The sequence below is a fragment of the Mesorhizobium sp. B2-6-4 genome (assembly GCF_006441495.1).
Lineage (GTDB): Bacteria > Pseudomonadota > Alphaproteobacteria > Rhizobiales > Rhizobiaceae > Mesorhizobium.
In genome coordinates this window covers 48,155-61,115 of sequence record NZ_VFUE01000003.1, presented here as the reverse complement: position 1 = coordinate 61,115, position 12,961 = coordinate 48,155, and the positions used below count along the sequence as shown (strand labels likewise).

The window sequence follows — 12,961 nt, the reverse complement described above, 5'->3', positions numbered from 1 at the left end:
CCGCCTCGAATTCACAATCGGGTCACCCGATTAACAAACCATGCCGGCAAAGAACGGCTTTCAGCCCGAAACCGGCGCATCGGCGTCAGGAGTGCCCGGAAGACCGGAGGGCCGCAGGCGCGCGCCCTGATATCCGCCTGACGCCACCGCGCTGCACAGGCCGCTCCATTCACAGCCTCGGCAGGCCTCGCGCGTGAGGCCGGCCGAGAAGGCCTGCCGCATCCGCGCCAGCATGTCCGCACCGGGATCGAGGCGCGCACCGGCCCGGATTGGTCGCCCGAGCAAGGCGCCGGCATCGTGGGCGGCAAGCCGGTCCCGCTCGGCGGCGCTGTCCCGCAGGCAATGTGGCTCCTGTTCATCCAGCAACGGTGCGCAGATGTCGTCCGGGCCGGACACGACCAGTATGTCCTCGCCCCGGCCAAGGCGCTGCGCGATACCGTCGTAGTTGGCCGTGAATGCGGGGCTGTATCCCTTGCCCACATAGGTGAGCAGGCAAAGGAGGTGATGAGCGCGCAGCCTTATCGTCACGGCTGGCGCTATTTCGCCTTGCCGCGCGGGAGCGCCATCAGCGTGGCGGCGCCAAGCGCCGACTTGAGCAGGCCACCGAGGACAAACGGCAGGAAGCCGAAGGCAACAGCCTTCTCGGCGCCGATGATGACGGCGAGCCACGCCGTGCCAAGGGCTAGGCACAGCAGGTTGCCGAGCAGCATGGCGGCAAAGGCAAGCACGACCCTGCCGCCGTTCCAACCGCGCTCCGCCAGCCAGCCGACCAGTGCGCCGACAACCGGGAAGGCGAAGAGATAGCCGCCCGTCGGGCCAATAAAATGTTGTACGCCGGCAGCCCCGCCGGCCAGAACCGGGAAGCCGACCGCACCCTCGGCCAGCCAGGCGGCGATGGTGATCGCGCCCAGCCGCCAGCCGTAGAGCGCGCCGACCAGCGTCACGGCAAAGGTCTGCATCGTCACCGGAACCGGCACCATCGGCACCTCGATGTAGGAGGACAGCGCCAGGAACAGGGTGCCGAGCACGACGGCGCCCGCCTGCCAGCCGAGCGATCGCTCCTGAAGCCGGAGCGGGCTGAAGGACGGTTTTGCGGACGAGAACGCGATGTCGGTCATAGGGGCTCCCTTGGTCGATCCAAAATTATAGATAATTTTTGCCTTCGATCTATTATCGAAGCCACAATTTTCGGACGATGGCAAGGCACGCCTTGCGCAAGGCGGTTAGCCCACGATCGCGAAGGTCTCTCGCGTGGTGCCGGAGGCTGTCCTGACCGGCTTGCGGCCAATCCATTGCACGTGCCGCCCCAATGTCGCCGCGGCCGATTCGGTGTTGCCCTGCCGCAAGGCGGCCAATATCGCCCGGTGGTCCTGGTCGGTACGGGTCTCCCATTCCGAGCGCCATGCGGCGAACAGGAAACGGGCGCTTGCGGCGTGCAGGTCATCGATGGTGGCGAGAAGACGCGACATGCCGCATGGCGTCAGGATCAACCGGTGAAAGGCGCGGTTGGCTTCTTCCCACGACCTGACGTCCCGGGATTTGTCGCCGGCCTTGCTGGCCTCCTCGGCCCGATCGAGAATAGCGGAGGTCAGATGCGGCGCCGCGTGGCGCAGCGCCAGCACTTCGAGCGCCGCCCGCATTTCGGCGACCTCCTTGACCTCGCCGAGGTCGAAAGCCGCCACGCGCACGCCGCGGCGCGGTTCGCTGACGGCGAGGCCTTGCGCCTCGAGGCGGCGAAAGGCCTCGCGCACGGGCACATGGCTGGTATTAAACTCCTCGGCGACATGGTCCTGCCGCAACCGGGCGCCCGGCTCGATCGCGCCCGAGATGATGCGATCCGCCAGAACCTTGCCGATGCGCACCGCGATGGTGTCGTCCGTGCCCTTTGCCATGTTTTATAGATAATTTGCAGCCGGGCAGCTTGTCGAGGCGGCGGAGAAGGATTCACGGATTTCTCCCCAGCACGAGCCAGAGGAGAGCTGCGTGAAAGGCAGCGGCTCAGTTCACCCGGCTGATGCAGAAGTCGATGACGTCGATCAGCGCCGATTTCTGCGGCGTCGCCTCCAGCGGCGCCAGCGCGTCGCGGGCGATCTCGCCGAAATGACGGGCGCGCCCGATCGTGTCTGCGATCGCGCCGTGGTGGGTCATCAGCCCGATCGCCTTTTCGAGGCCGGCGTCATCGGTGACATTGTCCTCGATGGCCCGCTTCCAGAAGGTGCGCTCGGCCTTGCTGCCGCGCCGGTAGGCGAGAATGACCGGCAGCGTCACCTTGCCCTCGCGAAAATCGTCGCCGACATTCTTGCCCAGATCCTTGCTGGTGCCGCCATAGTCCAGCGCATCGTCGATCAGCTGGAAGGCGAGCCCGAGATTCATGCCGTAGGAGCGCAAGGCGGCGCGGTCGTTGCGCGTCGCCTGGGCGATGACGGGGCCGACCTCGGCGGCAGCCGAGAACAAGGCCGCGGTCTTGGCCTTGATGACGGCGAAATGCTCGTCCTCGGTGGTCTCCAGGTTCTTGGCGGCGGCAAGCTGCATGACCTCGCCCTCGGCGATGATCGAGGCCGCGCTCGACAGGATGTCGAGCGCCTCCAGCGAACCGACATCGACCATCGTGCGGAATGCCTGGCCAAGCAGGAAGTCGCCGACCAGCACGCTAGCCTGGTTGCCCCAGATCATGCGGGCCGTCTTCTTGCCGCGTCGCATGCCGCTCTCGTCGACGACGTCGTCGTGGAGCAGCGTCGCCGTGTGCATGAACTCGACCGATGTGGCGAGCTTGACGTGGCCCTCGCCGGCATAGCCGAACATCTGTGCGGCGGCGAGCGTCAGCATTGGCCTGAGCCGCTTGCCGCCCGACGAGATCAAGTGGTTGGCGACCTCCGGGATCATCTCGACATCGGATCCGGCCTTCGACAGGATCAATTCGTTGACGCGCCCCATGTCGGCCGCCGTCAGGTCGATCAGATCCTTGATGGAGGCGGGTTCCCGCTTTCCGTTTTCGATGTTGAGAACGACACCCACGACAAACTCTCCCGTCTGATGTAACGCGTGCGACGGCACCCTTAGTTCCGTTACGGACTCTAGGGCGGCGAACGCGGCCACGGCAAGTGGCGAATTGGCGCGGCTTCTCTGGTTTCGGGCCTCGCATGCGTTTACATGAACGCGGCAAACTGAGAGTTTCGTCAGATGATAGAGCTCATTCGCACCAACGACGCGGTCATCATCTCCTTCGTCGAATCGCTGATGCGCGATGCCGGCATCGGTTGCTTCGTGGCCGACCAGAATATGAGCGTGCTCGACGGCTCGCTCGGCATCCTGCCGCGGCGCGTCATGGTCGACGCCGACAAGGCCGACACGGCGCGGCGCATCCTGACGGATGCCGGCATCGCCAACGAGATCCGCCAAAAATAATGTCCGCCGCGCCAGCCGCCCTCGCCCCGGACACGCCAGCCCACACGGTCGATGCCTTCCATCGCGGCCGGTTCTGGCTGGTGCAGCCCAAGCATGGCGGCCATCGCGCCGGCATGGACGCCATGATGCTGGCGGCTGCCGTGCCGTCCTCCTTCGACGGGCGTCTCGCCGATTTCGGCGCCGGTGCCGGTGCCGCGGCACTTGCCGTTCTGGCGCGCTGCCCGACGGCCCGGGCCGTGCTGGTCGAACGCGCGCCGGAAATGGCGGCTTTCGCCGCGGCCACGCTCGCGCATCCCGGCAACGCTCACCTCGTCGACCGCGCTTCGGTGCTCGTCGCCAATGTCGCGCTTTCGGGCCGCGCCAGGACGGCGGCCGGCCTCGGCGACAATGATTTCGATTTCGTCATCATGAATCCGCCCTTCAACGCCGCGCAGGACCGCGCCACGCCCGAGCGCTTGAGAAAGGAAGCGCATGTCATGGAGGACGGGCTGTTAGAGGGCTGGATCCGCAGTGCCGCAGCAGTGGTCAGGCCGCGCGGCGGGCTTGCCGTCATCGCGCGGCCCGAGCAACTCGGTTCGCTTCTCGATGCGATCGCGGGCCGTTTCGGCGACGCCGAGATGCTGGCCGTGCATCCCCGCCCCGATGCCGCGGCGATCCGCATCATCGTCAGGGCAACGCTCGGGGCGCGCGGCAAACTCGCTATCCGGCCGCCTTTGATGCTTCACGCGCAGACGGGCGACGGCCCGTCGGAACGGACGGAGATGATCAACAACGGCCTCGCCTCCTTGTTCGGAGATTGAACACAACCTGGCCGCGATGGCCGCGGCATTGCCGTTGGCCTTGAAATTCCTACATGCTGGCAACCCATCGAGCGGAGATCGACCTCAGTGAAACGCCTTTTCAACCGCCTGCTGCCGAAATCCTGGCGTTCCACGGTCGTCACCATTCCGGTTATCCGGTTGCACGGCACCATCCTGGCGGGCGGCGGCCCGTTCCGTCCCAGCCTGTCGCTTGCCTCCACCGCCGGGCTGATCGAAAAGGCGTTTTCCTTCGACGCGCCTGCCATCGCCATCTCCATCAATTCGCCCGGCGGCTCGCCGGTGCAGTCGCGGCTGATCTTCAAGCGTATCCGCGACCTGGCGACCGAGAAGAACAGAAAGGTGCTGGTCTTCGTCGAGGACGTCGCTGCCTCGGGCGGCTACATGATCGCGGTCGCCGGCGATGAGATTTTCGCCGACCCGTCGTCCATCGTCGGCTCGATCGGCGTGGTCTCGGCTTCGTTCGGCTTCCCGGAGCTGATGAAGAAGATCGGCGTCGAGCGCCGCGTCCACACCGCTGGCCAGAACAAGTCGGTGCTTGATCCATTCAAGCCCGAGAAGAAGGAAGACATCGAACGGCTGAAGGCGCTGCAGCTCGAAGTGCATGAAACCTTCATCGATCTGGTCAAGGAGCGGCGCGGCACCAAGCTCAAGGACGATCCCGACCTGTTCACGGGCCTGTTCTGGACTGGCAAGCGCGGCCTGGAGCTTGGGCTTGTCGATGCGCTCGGCGACATGCGATCCGTGCTCAAGACGCGGTTCGGGGCGAAAACCCAACTCAAGCTGATCTCGGCGCCGCGCGGTTTGTTCGGCCGCTTCGGGCTGTTCGGCTCGAGCAAGGGATTTTCGGCGCCCGATATTGCCGCCGCTGCCACCGGCGGCGTGATCGATGCGGCGCAAGAGCGCGCTCTGTGGGCGCGCTTCGGGCTTTGAAAACCTGGCAAAACCGTCTAGCATGAACCTCGAAGTTCCATGCATGTCGTTTTTCTCCAGAAACCGCCTTTGGACGACATGCGCCAACCGACCCGACCGGCCGCCCTTCGCCGGCCCAGCGTGGGAGGAGTTTTGATATGCCGCAGATCATTTTCTTCGCCGTCGTCGGGATCGCCGCCTATTTTGGCTACCGCACCTTCATCCGCGAGGCCGAGCGCGTAACCGCCAAGGTGCGGCGCACCGAAAAGCAGACGGCAAACGGCGCGATGGGGACGCTGGTGAAGGATCCGAAGACCGGCGAGTACCGGCTGGCCAAGGACTGAGCCTCATTTCACTCGCAATCGAGAGCCTGGAATCCGGCCAGCGCGTCCGGATGTGGCCGGCGCCCGCCAAGATAAACCTCGCTCTGCATGTCACCGGCAGGCGCGATGACGGGTATCATCTGATCGAAAGCCTGGCGGTGTTCACGCGCTTTGGTGACAGGATCGAGATCGAGCTTGCCGAGCGAGACGATTTCAGCGTGTCCGGCCGCTACGCTCCGGATGTTCCCGTCGACGGCCGCAATCTGGTGCTCAGGGCGCGTGACGCGCTGCGGCAGGCGGCCGGTCCTCGCGGCACGCCGCCGGTCGCCATCAAGCTCGAAAAGAACCTGCCGGTCGCTTCCGGCGTCGGCGGCGGGTCGAGCGATGCGGCAGCGGTGCTGCGCGGGCTTGCGGCGAGCTGGCAACTCGACATCGACGATGCCGCGCTGGCGCGGATCGGGCTTTCGCTTGGCGCCGATATTCCCATGTGTCTGGCAGCCAGGCCGCTGATTGCACGCGGCATCGGCGAGGAGCTGTCGATCGTGCCTGATTTCTCGGCGCTCGGACTGGTGCTGGTCAATCCCGGCAAGGCGGTCTCGACAGCCGACGTGTTCAACGCGCTGTCGCGGCGCGACAATGATGCGCTGCCGCCGCTGCCGCATGTGGTTGACTTCCACGGGCTGCGCAACTGGCTGGAGATAACGCGCAACGATCTCGAGCCGGCGGCCCGCGCCATCGAGCCCGCCATCGGCAAGGCACTTTCGGTACTGAACAAGGCCGGGGCCGGTTTTGCCCGCATGTCGGGTTCCGGCGCCACGTGCTTCGGCCTGTTCGAGACCGGCAATGTCGCCAAGCGCGCGGCCGCGGACATCCGCGCCCGGCAACCCGACTGGTTCGTCGCCGCGACGCGCAGCATGACGGCGGAGGCAGATGCCCATGGCCAGGACTGACGAGAACCGTTCCTTCATCCCCGTGCGCATCGCGGTGCTGACCGTTTCCGACACGCGCAGCCTTGCCGACGACAGGTCCGGCCAGACGCTGGCCGACCGCATCGCGGATGCCGGCCACATCCTCGCCGCCCGCGACATTGTCACCGACGACCGCGACAAGATCCGCGACAAGGTTCTGGCGTGGTCGCGTGACAAGGACATCGACGTCGTCATCACCACCGGCGGCACCGGCTTCACCGGGCGCGACGTGACGCCGGACGCGCTGGAGCCGATCTTCGAAAAGCGCATGGATGGTTTTTCCGAGGTGTTCCACCGCATTTCCTACGACAAGATCGGCACCTCCACGATCCAGAGCCGGGCGACCGGCGGCGTCGTCAACGCCACCTTCGTCTTCGTGCTGCCGGGCTCGCCCGGCGCCTGCAAGGATGCCTGGGACGGCATCTTGAAGGCGCAACTCGACTACCGGCACATGCCCTGCAACTTCGTCGAGATCATGCCGCGCCTGGACGAGCACCTGCGGCGCGGCATGTCGGCTCCGTGAAGGCCGAGGCAAGGCGCTGGTTTCACGCCGCGTTTGCCAGGCAGAACACCGCCTTCGCCTTCGAAAGACCATTCCAAACCGGATGCGGCAGGACGTATCGTCTCGCGGCGGCGGCCATCGCCGTTGAAGACGGGCGGACGCGATGACAGTGCATAATGGCGGGTGCCATTGCGGCAACATACGCCTTCGATTTTCAACCGAGCTCGATCCATCGACAATCGAGGTTCGCGCCTGCCAGTGCTCGTTCTGTACCAAGCATGGCTCGCGCGCCGTCGCCGATCCGGACGGCAGGCTGGTCATCTCAGTCAAGGACATCCAGCGATTGAAGAAATACCGTTTTGGATTGGGGACGGCCGACTACCTGATCTGCGGTGAATGCGGTGTCTATACCGCCGCAATCGCCGGAGAGGACGATGCCAGGGCAATCGTCATCATCAACGCCCTGGACGATCAAAGGTCGTTCAGTCAGGAACCGATCCCGGTCGACTACGACGCGGAAAGCAAGGCACAGCGTCAAGCCAGACGTCGTCTTCGCTGGATGCCTGTCGAGATGCGTTTTAGCGAATGACCGGCTCGCCGTGGAAGCGCCGGCGCGAGGACCGCGAGACACCGAAACCACTTCCATCATCAGCCGCGGCCAGCGCGCCGCCACCCGCGTGATCGGAAACTAGCTGCGCGTCACATGTGCAACGCACGTAGACAGAGCAGCTGCAAAATCATTTGGACGGGCGGTGCTCTTGTTTTGCCGGAGCGGCCCAGATTTCGGCATCCAGCCGCTTGGTCGCCAGGCCGCGTGCGAGGGCCTCGGCGCTGCCGGCTTTTTTCGACAAGGACGCGGCCTGGCGCTTGCTGATCAGCAGCCCGTCGGCCAAGGCACGGTTTGCCGAGAAGATCCGGGCCAGGAATGGCGCGCGGCCGGCGCGTGTGCGTGAAAACCGCGCCGCCATGGTTTGCCTCGCTGTATGCGCAACGACCTCGTCGATCCATCCGTCGACCAGCCGCGCGCCCGGTTCCAGCAGCAACAGCCAATCGCCTTTCGCGTGCCGGATGGCCGCCGCGACGCCGTCGGTCGCATATTGGCACCCGGCATGCTCGGCGACGCGATGAGTCTGGTCGGTGGAACCGGTGTCGCAGACGATGACCTCGCGCACCACGCCCTCGACCGCGCCGCCGATCAGCGTCGCCAGGGTGCGAGCGAGGCCCTCCTCGTCATTGTGGGTCTCTATGAGAACGGTGAGCATCATTTGCCGAATAGCGGAAAGCGGAACGCAGCGCCAGTTTTTGCGGCGCACCATAGAAAGTTCTTGCTTTGTTCTCGTTCGGCAAATAGGATTAAATTCATGAGCAGAGCGATTCGAAACAACATGGACAGTCCCTGGGAGCGGGCGAAGATGGAACCGATCATGCGCGCCGACATTGCCGCCTTCGGAGCAGGACGAGCCGAAATAGCCAATGCTATGATCGAGCAGAGCGGCATGCGCGTGCGTCCGGACCGCAACCGCGGCCGGTCGGCAGGCATCAACCCGTCCGGCCGGTTCGAGCCGGTCAGCCGGCATGTCTTCGACGATGGCTGGAACTCGCTGGAGGAACTGCCTCCCTTCAAGACCGAGGTGCAGGTCGAGAAGCCGCGTACCATAATCACCCGCAATGAATCGCCCGACATCTCCTTCGACCGCTCGATCAATCCCTATCGCGGCTGCGAGCATGGCTGCGTCTATTGCTTTGCGCGGCCGACGCACAGTTTCATGGGCCTGTCGCCGGGGCTGGATTTCGAATCCAAACTGTTCGCCAAGCCCGACGCGGCGCGCCTGCTCGACAAGGAACTGTCGAAGGACGGTTACCAGCCGCGAACCATCGCCATCGGCACCAATACCGATCCCTACCAGCCGATCGAGAAGCAGTACCGGATCATGCGCGAGATCCTCGAAGTGCTGGAGGCGCGCGGCCACCCGGTCGGCATCGTCACCAAATCCGCCCTGGTGACGCGCGATATCGACATCTTGTCACGCATGGCTGAACGGGGCCTCGCCAAGGTGGCGTTGTCGGTGACCACGCTCGACCGCATGCTGGCGCGCACCATGGAGCCACGGGCCTCGACGCCGGCCAAGCGGCTGGAGGCGATCAGGCAGCTTGCGGATGCCGGCATCCCTGCTTCGGTCATGGTCGCGCCGATCATCCCCGGGCTGACCGATCAGGAGATGGAACGCATCCTCGATTCGGCGCACCATGCCGGCGCACGCGAGGCGGGCTATGTCGTGCTGCGCCTGCCGCTCGAGGTCAGCCCGATCTTCAAGGACTGGCTGCTGCGCCACTATCCCGACCGCTATCGCCATGTGATGTCGCTGATCCGCTCGATGCGCGAGGGCAAGGATTACGATTCGGAATGGGGCAAGCGCATGAAGGGCGCGGGTCCTTACGCCTGGCAGATCGGCCGGCGCTTCGAAATCACCGCCAAGCGGCTCGGTCTCAATGCCGAGCGGCGCACGCTGCGGACCGACCAGTTCGTCGCCGCCGGCAAGGACCAGGAGCAGTTGATGCTGCTTTGAACGACCGCGGCTGTTTGCCGCCGTGGCGAAAAAATCCCGTCCGGCCTGCCCCGGCCTGCAGACGGTGCCCTCCCGGTCCGGCGCCCCACCCGACCCGGAGGGACTTGCGGAGAATCAGAGCCGATGCGAACCTCGCCGCAACATGGCTCGCGCGCGTTCTGATTCTCCGCCTCTCTTCGAAATCGTCGAGAAACCCGATTTCTCCTTCGAGACGAAGGCGATGGCCGAAGGCCTGTGGCCGGTCGCGGGGATGGACGAGGCCGGACGCGGCCCGCTGGCCGGACCGGTGGTGGCGGCTGCGGTCGTGCTCGACCCTGCCAACATCCCCGACGGCCTCGACGATTCCAAACGGCTCAGCCATTTGCAACGCGAGGCGCTGTTCGTGCGCATCATCGGCTCCGCGCTCGGCGTGTCGATGGCCTCGGTCAGCGCCGAGGGCATTGACGGCAGTAACATCCTCAAGGCGAGCCTGGAGGCGATGCGCCGTGCGGTCGCCGGCCTGCCGGTGCAGCCGAAGCTCGCGCTTGCCGATGGGCGCGACGTGCCGCCGGGCCTGCCTTGCACGGGGCGCGCGCTGATCAAGGGCGACCAGCGCTCGCAATCCATCGCCGCCGCCTCGATCGTCGCCAAGGTGATGCGCGACCGCATGATGTGCGGCTGCGGCAGCCATCACCAGCACTATGGCTTCGAAGTGCATATGGGCTATGCCACGGTCCGCCATCGCACCGCGATCGAGACGCACGGGCCGGTGGCGCGGCTGCACCGCGTGTCGTTCGCGCCATTCAGGCTTGAAGGTGCCGAGGTGGTGGAAGAAGAGAGCTTCGCCGGGCTGGATTAGGGCGGCTCGATCTATCTTGCGTTGGTAGGATTGGCGAAAGCGGCGGTGACAGCCAATCTCCCCCCTCGTGGGGGAGACGTCCGGCAGGACAGAGGGGGGCGCTGTCCCTCCAGCCTATCAGTTAGTCTTGCCCAGGTTCCCTGCACTATCGGCACCCAATTCAGCTGATTTTGAATCGAGCGCTGGCGTTCCTTCGCGCCCCCCTCTGCCCTGCCGGGCATCTCCCCCACGAGAGGGGAGATCGGCAGCGTTGACCTCCGCGCCACAACAAAAAAGCCGCCGGGTTTCCCAGGCGGCTTTTTTCATTTCTGTTGTTTTCAACTCAGTTCAGCTTCGCCTTCACATCGGCGAGCGAGGTCTTGAACAGGTCGGCTCCCGCCTTGGCGTCGATCTTGCCGGCGAGCAGCGTGCGAGCGGCTTCGACGGCGATGTCGACGGCGCTGGCGCGCACTTCGCCGATCGCCTCGCGCTCGGCCTGGCCGATCTTCTGTTCGGCAAGAGCGGTGCGCCGCGCGACGTAGTCCTCGGTCTTCTTGTGCGCCTCGGCGGCGAGCAGTTCGGCTTCGCGCTTGGCCGCGGCGACGATGTCCGCGGCCTCCTGCTCGGCTTCCTTGCGCTTGCGCTGGTATTGGCCAAGCAACTGCTGGGCCTCCTCGCGCAGCCTGCGCGCCTCGTCAAGCTCGCTGCTGATCCTGGCGGCGCGGGCATCGAGCGCCTTGGCGATCAGGCGGGGCACCTTGATGTAGATGGCGATACCCAAAAAGATGACCAGGGCGATCGTGGCCCAGAGCGTTGCAAGAGATGTGGCGTCCATGATGCGCTCCTCACCCGGCCACGGACTTGACCGCGGCCGCAATCTCGGCCTTGCTGGCCTTGCCGCCGACCAGCGCCTCGACGATCGCCGAGGCAGTGTCCTCGGCGATGCTGCCGACTTCCTTCATGGCGTTGGCCTTGATGGAAGAAATGCGCGCCTCGGCCTCGCCGAGCTTCTCGTCGAGCGCGGCCTCGATCTTCTTGCGCGCGGTCTCGGCTTCCGCCTTGGCCGCGTCATTGGCCTGCTGGCCGATGGCGTTGGCGTTTTTCTTGGCTTCCGCCAGCTCCTGCTCGTAAGCAGCAACGGCGGCGTCGGCCTCGCCCTTCAACTTCGCGGCCTGATCGAGATCCTGGCTGATACGGTCGTTGCGGACATCGATGATGCCGCCGACGCGCGGCACCACCACCCTCTTCAGGAAGAGGTAGAAGAGCCCGAACGTGATCGCCAGCCAAAGAAGCTGCGACGGAAACGTCGCCGGATCGAATGGCGGAAACATGCCATGAGCCTCGGCAGGCACGCTGGTGCCGGAATGCGTGTCGCCTTCCGTCGCAGCGTGGCCAGCCTCGGTGGCAGGCGCGGACTCTTGCGCAAAGGCAGATGTCACGAACATGGACTATCCCCTGATATCAGACCCGCCGCTCTCGCGGCCGGCCTGTCCAATCTTCCCATAGCTTAGCCAAATAGCGGCTCAGCCAAACAGGGGCTCAGCCGAACAGGGCCAGCAGCGCGATGAGAAGCGAGAAGATGCCCAGAGCTTCGGTCACGGCGAAGCCGAAGATCAGACGGCCGAACTGGCCATCGGCGGCCGACGGGTTGCGCAGCGCGCCCGAGAGATAGCTGCCGAAGATGTTGCCGAGGCCAATGCCCGCGCCGCCCATGCCGAGGCAAGCGATGCCGGCGCCGATGTACTTTGCTGCTTCTACGTCCATTTGTTCAACTCCTTTGGATCTGAAATTCCGTTGCGATTCCATTCCGGCGGCAATGTTGAAAACTCTTGCGCCGGAAATTTTTTATCAGTGCCCCGGGTGCAGGGCGTCGTTGAGGTACATGCAGGTCAGCACCGCGAAGACATAGGCCTGAAGGAAGGCGACCAGCAGTTCGAGCGCGGTCAACGCCACGGCCATCGCCAGCGGCAGCACCGAGCCAGCGACGCCGACCGCGCCCAGCGCCGAGAGGCTGACCACGAAGCCGGAGAAGACCTTCAGCGTGATGTGCCCGGCGAGCATGTTGGCGAACAGACGAACCGAGAGGCTGACGGGGCGCGAGACGAAGGAGATCACTTCGATCAGCACCACCAGCGGCAGCAGGAACACCGGCACGCCTTGCGGCACGAACAGCTTGAGGAAACCAAGGCCGTGCTTGCCGAAACCGTAGACAATCACGGTGCCGATAACCAAGACGGCGAGGCCGAAGGTGACGATGATGTGGCTGGTGACGGTGAAGAAATACGGGAACAGGCCAAGCAGGTTGGCGACCAGCACGAACATGAACAGGGAAAACACGAAGGGAAAGAACTTCATGCCCTGCGTGCCGGCGGCGTCGCGCAACATGTTGCCGACGAATTCATAGGCCATTTCGGAGATCGATTGCAGCCGGCCGGGAACGAGGCTGCGGCTCGACGTCGTCAGAAACAGGAATGCCGCAGCGACGACAACGGTCGCGACCATGAACAGCGCCGAATTGGTAAAGGACAAGTCGTAGCCACCGATATCGATCGGTATCAGCTTGTTGATATGGAACTGGTGGATCGGATCGACCTTGTCAGCTGCCACGTTCAAACCCCGTCAGTGCCGCATGCGGCCTTGTTACCATGC

General features: G+C 64.9%; 18 protein-coding genes. 9 read left to right on the top strand and 9 right to left on the bottom strand.

Annotation, left to right across the window (positions count from 1 at the left end; translation table 11 throughout):
- Window positions 1-60 precede the first annotated feature (60 nt).
- The 4 genes from FJ426_RS04935 to FJ426_RS04920 all read right to left on the bottom strand — a co-directional run bounded on the left by FJ426_RS04935 (window position 61) and on the right by FJ426_RS04920 (window position 3,015).
- On the bottom strand, window positions 61-528 hold the full coding sequence (locus FJ426_RS04935; RefSeq protein ID WP_140497994.1) for a DUF1284 domain-containing protein: 468 nt from the start codon (window positions 526-528) through the stop codon (window positions 61-63).
- 8 nt (window positions 529-536) lie between these two features.
- A complete protein-coding gene (locus FJ426_RS04930; protein WP_140497991.1) occupies window positions 537-1,118 on the bottom strand; it encodes a biotin transporter BioY in 582 nt (193 codons plus the stop codon).
- A gap of 105 nt (window positions 1,119-1,223) precedes the next feature.
- Complete coding sequence (locus FJ426_RS04925; RefSeq protein ID WP_140559360.1) at window positions 1,224-1,892, bottom strand: GntR family transcriptional regulator; 669 nt, start codon at window positions 1,890-1,892, stop codon at window positions 1,224-1,226.
- Window positions 1,893-1,998: 106 nt separating this feature from the next.
- On the bottom strand, window positions 1,999-3,015 hold the full coding sequence (locus FJ426_RS04920) for a polyprenyl synthetase family protein (protein ID WP_140559359.1): 1,017 nt from the start codon (window positions 3,013-3,015) through the stop codon (window positions 1,999-2,001).
- 165 nt (window positions 3,016-3,180) lie between these two features.
- On the opposite strand from FJ426_RS04920, the gene FJ426_RS04915 reads away from it, so the two are divergent.
- The 7 genes from FJ426_RS04915 to FJ426_RS31240 all read left to right on the top strand — a co-directional run bounded on the left by FJ426_RS04915 (window position 3,181) and on the right by FJ426_RS31240 (window position 7,517).
- On the top strand, window positions 3,181-3,405 hold the full coding sequence (locus tag FJ426_RS04915) for a DUF2007 domain-containing protein (protein ID WP_140559358.1): 225 nt from the start codon (window positions 3,181-3,183) through the stop codon (window positions 3,403-3,405).
- Window positions 3,405-4,205 (top strand): methyltransferase, encoded by an 801-nt coding sequence (locus tag FJ426_RS04910; protein WP_140559357.1) that lies wholly within the window; start codon window positions 3,405-3,407, stop codon window positions 4,203-4,205. Before FJ426_RS04915 ends, FJ426_RS04910 begins: the two co-directional genes overlap by 1 nt.
- Window positions 4,206-4,292: 87 nt before the next feature.
- Window positions 4,293-5,156, top strand: a complete 864-nt coding sequence (locus FJ426_RS04905) for a S49 family peptidase (RefSeq protein ID WP_140514766.1) — start codon at window positions 4,293-4,295, stop codon at window positions 5,154-5,156.
- Window positions 5,157-5,293: 137 nt separating this feature from the next.
- Window positions 5,294-5,479: a hypothetical protein gene (locus tag FJ426_RS04900; RefSeq protein WP_140497980.1), complete on the top strand. Its 186-nt coding sequence runs from the start codon at window positions 5,294-5,296 to the stop codon at window positions 5,477-5,479.
- 50 nt (window positions 5,480-5,529) lie between these two features.
- A complete protein-coding gene (locus FJ426_RS04895) occupies window positions 5,530-6,408 on the top strand; it encodes a 4-(cytidine 5'-diphospho)-2-C-methyl-D-erythritol kinase (RefSeq protein WP_140559356.1) in 879 nt (292 codons plus the stop codon).
- Entirely contained in the window at window positions 6,395-6,949 is a 555-nt protein-coding gene (gene moaB / locus FJ426_RS04890) for a molybdenum cofactor biosynthesis protein B (RefSeq protein WP_140559355.1), read from the top strand. The genes FJ426_RS04895 and moaB overlap by 14 nt, the downstream gene beginning before the upstream one ends.
- Before the next feature lie 322 nt (window positions 6,950-7,271).
- Entirely contained in the window at window positions 7,272-7,517 is a 246-nt protein-coding gene (locus tag FJ426_RS31240) for a hypothetical protein (RefSeq protein WP_140671798.1), read from the top strand.
- A 148-nt stretch (window positions 7,518-7,665) separates the two neighbouring features.
- Here FJ426_RS31240 and FJ426_RS04880 read toward each other — a convergent pair whose 3' ends face one another.
- Window positions 7,666-8,190: a glycosyltransferase gene (locus FJ426_RS04880; protein WP_140559480.1), complete on the bottom strand. Its 525-nt coding sequence runs from the start codon at window positions 8,188-8,190 to the stop codon at window positions 7,666-7,668.
- A 150-nt stretch (window positions 8,191-8,340) separates the two neighbouring features.
- On the opposite strand from FJ426_RS04880, the gene FJ426_RS04875 reads away from it, so the two are divergent.
- Together FJ426_RS04875 and FJ426_RS04870 are read left to right on the top strand one after the other, a co-directional pair.
- Entirely contained in the window at window positions 8,341-9,495 is a 1,155-nt protein-coding gene (locus FJ426_RS04875; RefSeq protein WP_140559479.1) for a PA0069 family radical SAM protein, read from the top strand.
- Between the two features lie 142 nt (window positions 9,496-9,637).
- Window positions 9,638-10,333: a ribonuclease HII gene (locus FJ426_RS04870; protein ID WP_140514759.1), complete on the top strand. Its 696-nt coding sequence runs from the start codon at window positions 9,638-9,640 to the stop codon at window positions 10,331-10,333.
- 322 nt (window positions 10,334-10,655) lie between these two features.
- Here FJ426_RS04870 and FJ426_RS04865 read toward each other — a convergent pair whose 3' ends face one another.
- The 4 genes from FJ426_RS04865 to FJ426_RS04850 form a co-directional block, all read right to left on the bottom strand.
- Window positions 10,656-11,147: a F0F1 ATP synthase subunit B gene (locus FJ426_RS04865; RefSeq protein WP_140514758.1), complete on the bottom strand. Its 492-nt coding sequence runs from the start codon at window positions 11,145-11,147 to the stop codon at window positions 10,656-10,658.
- Window positions 11,148-11,157: 10 nt separating this feature from the next.
- The gene (locus FJ426_RS04860; protein ID WP_140497966.1) at window positions 11,158-11,757 is read right to left on the bottom strand and encodes a F0F1 ATP synthase subunit B; all 600 of its coding nucleotides are present in this window, start codon (window positions 11,755-11,757) and stop codon (window positions 11,158-11,160) included.
- Between the two features lie 94 nt (window positions 11,758-11,851).
- Window positions 11,852-12,076: a F0F1 ATP synthase subunit C gene (locus tag FJ426_RS04855; RefSeq protein ID WP_140497964.1), complete on the bottom strand. Its 225-nt coding sequence runs from the start codon at window positions 12,074-12,076 to the stop codon at window positions 11,852-11,854.
- Between the two features lie 84 nt (window positions 12,077-12,160).
- Window positions 12,161-12,919: a F0F1 ATP synthase subunit A gene (locus FJ426_RS04850; protein ID WP_140497962.1), complete on the bottom strand. Its 759-nt coding sequence runs from the start codon at window positions 12,917-12,919 to the stop codon at window positions 12,161-12,163.
- Between the last annotated feature and the right edge of the window lie 42 nt (window positions 12,920-12,961).

What these genes read in the sequence shown, in the direction of transcription:
- FJ426_RS04900 (WP_140497980.1), top strand. Translation starts at nt 5,294, where the DNA reads ATGCCGCAGATCATTTTCTTCGCCGTCGTCGGGATCGCCGCCTATTTT.
- FJ426_RS04875 (WP_140559479.1), top strand. Translation starts at nt 8,341, where the DNA reads ATGGAACCGATCATGCGCGCCGACATTGCCGCCTTCGGAGCAGGACGA.
- FJ426_RS04925 (WP_140559360.1), bottom strand. Translation starts at nt 1,892, where the DNA reads ATGGCAAAGGGCACGGACGACACCATCGCGGTGCGCATCGGCAAGGTT.
- FJ426_RS04930 (WP_140497991.1), bottom strand. Translation starts at nt 1,118, where the DNA reads ATGACCGACATCGCGTTCTCGTCCGCAAAACCGTCCTTCAGCCCGCTC.
- FJ426_RS04910 (WP_140559357.1), top strand. Translation starts at nt 3,405, where the DNA reads ATGTCCGCCGCGCCAGCCGCCCTCGCCCCGGACACGCCAGCCCACACG.
- FJ426_RS04865 (WP_140514758.1), bottom strand. Translation starts at nt 11,147, where the DNA reads ATGGACGCCACATCTCTTGCAACGCTCTGGGCCACGATCGCCCTGGTC.
- moaB (WP_140559355.1), top strand. Translation starts at nt 6,395, where the DNA reads ATGGCCAGGACTGACGAGAACCGTTCCTTCATCCCCGTGCGCATCGCG.
- FJ426_RS04915 (WP_140559358.1), top strand. Translation starts at nt 3,181, where the DNA reads ATGATAGAGCTCATTCGCACCAACGACGCGGTCATCATCTCCTTCGTC.
- FJ426_RS04870 (WP_140514759.1), top strand. Translation starts at nt 9,638, where the DNA reads ATGGCTCGCGCGCGTTCTGATTCTCCGCCTCTCTTCGAAATCGTCGAG.
- FJ426_RS04855 (WP_140497964.1), bottom strand. Translation starts at nt 12,076, where the DNA reads ATGGACGTAGAAGCAGCAAAGTACATCGGCGCCGGCATCGCTTGCCTC.
- FJ426_RS04860 (WP_140497966.1), bottom strand. Translation starts at nt 11,757, where the DNA reads ATGTTCGTGACATCTGCCTTTGCGCAAGAGTCCGCGCCTGCCACCGAG.
- FJ426_RS04895 (WP_140559356.1), top strand. Translation starts at nt 5,530, where the DNA reads ATGTGGCCGGCGCCCGCCAAGATAAACCTCGCTCTGCATGTCACCGGC.
- FJ426_RS04880 (WP_140559480.1), bottom strand. Translation starts at nt 8,190, where the DNA reads ATGCTCACCGTTCTCATAGAGACCCACAATGACGAGGAGGGCCTCGCT.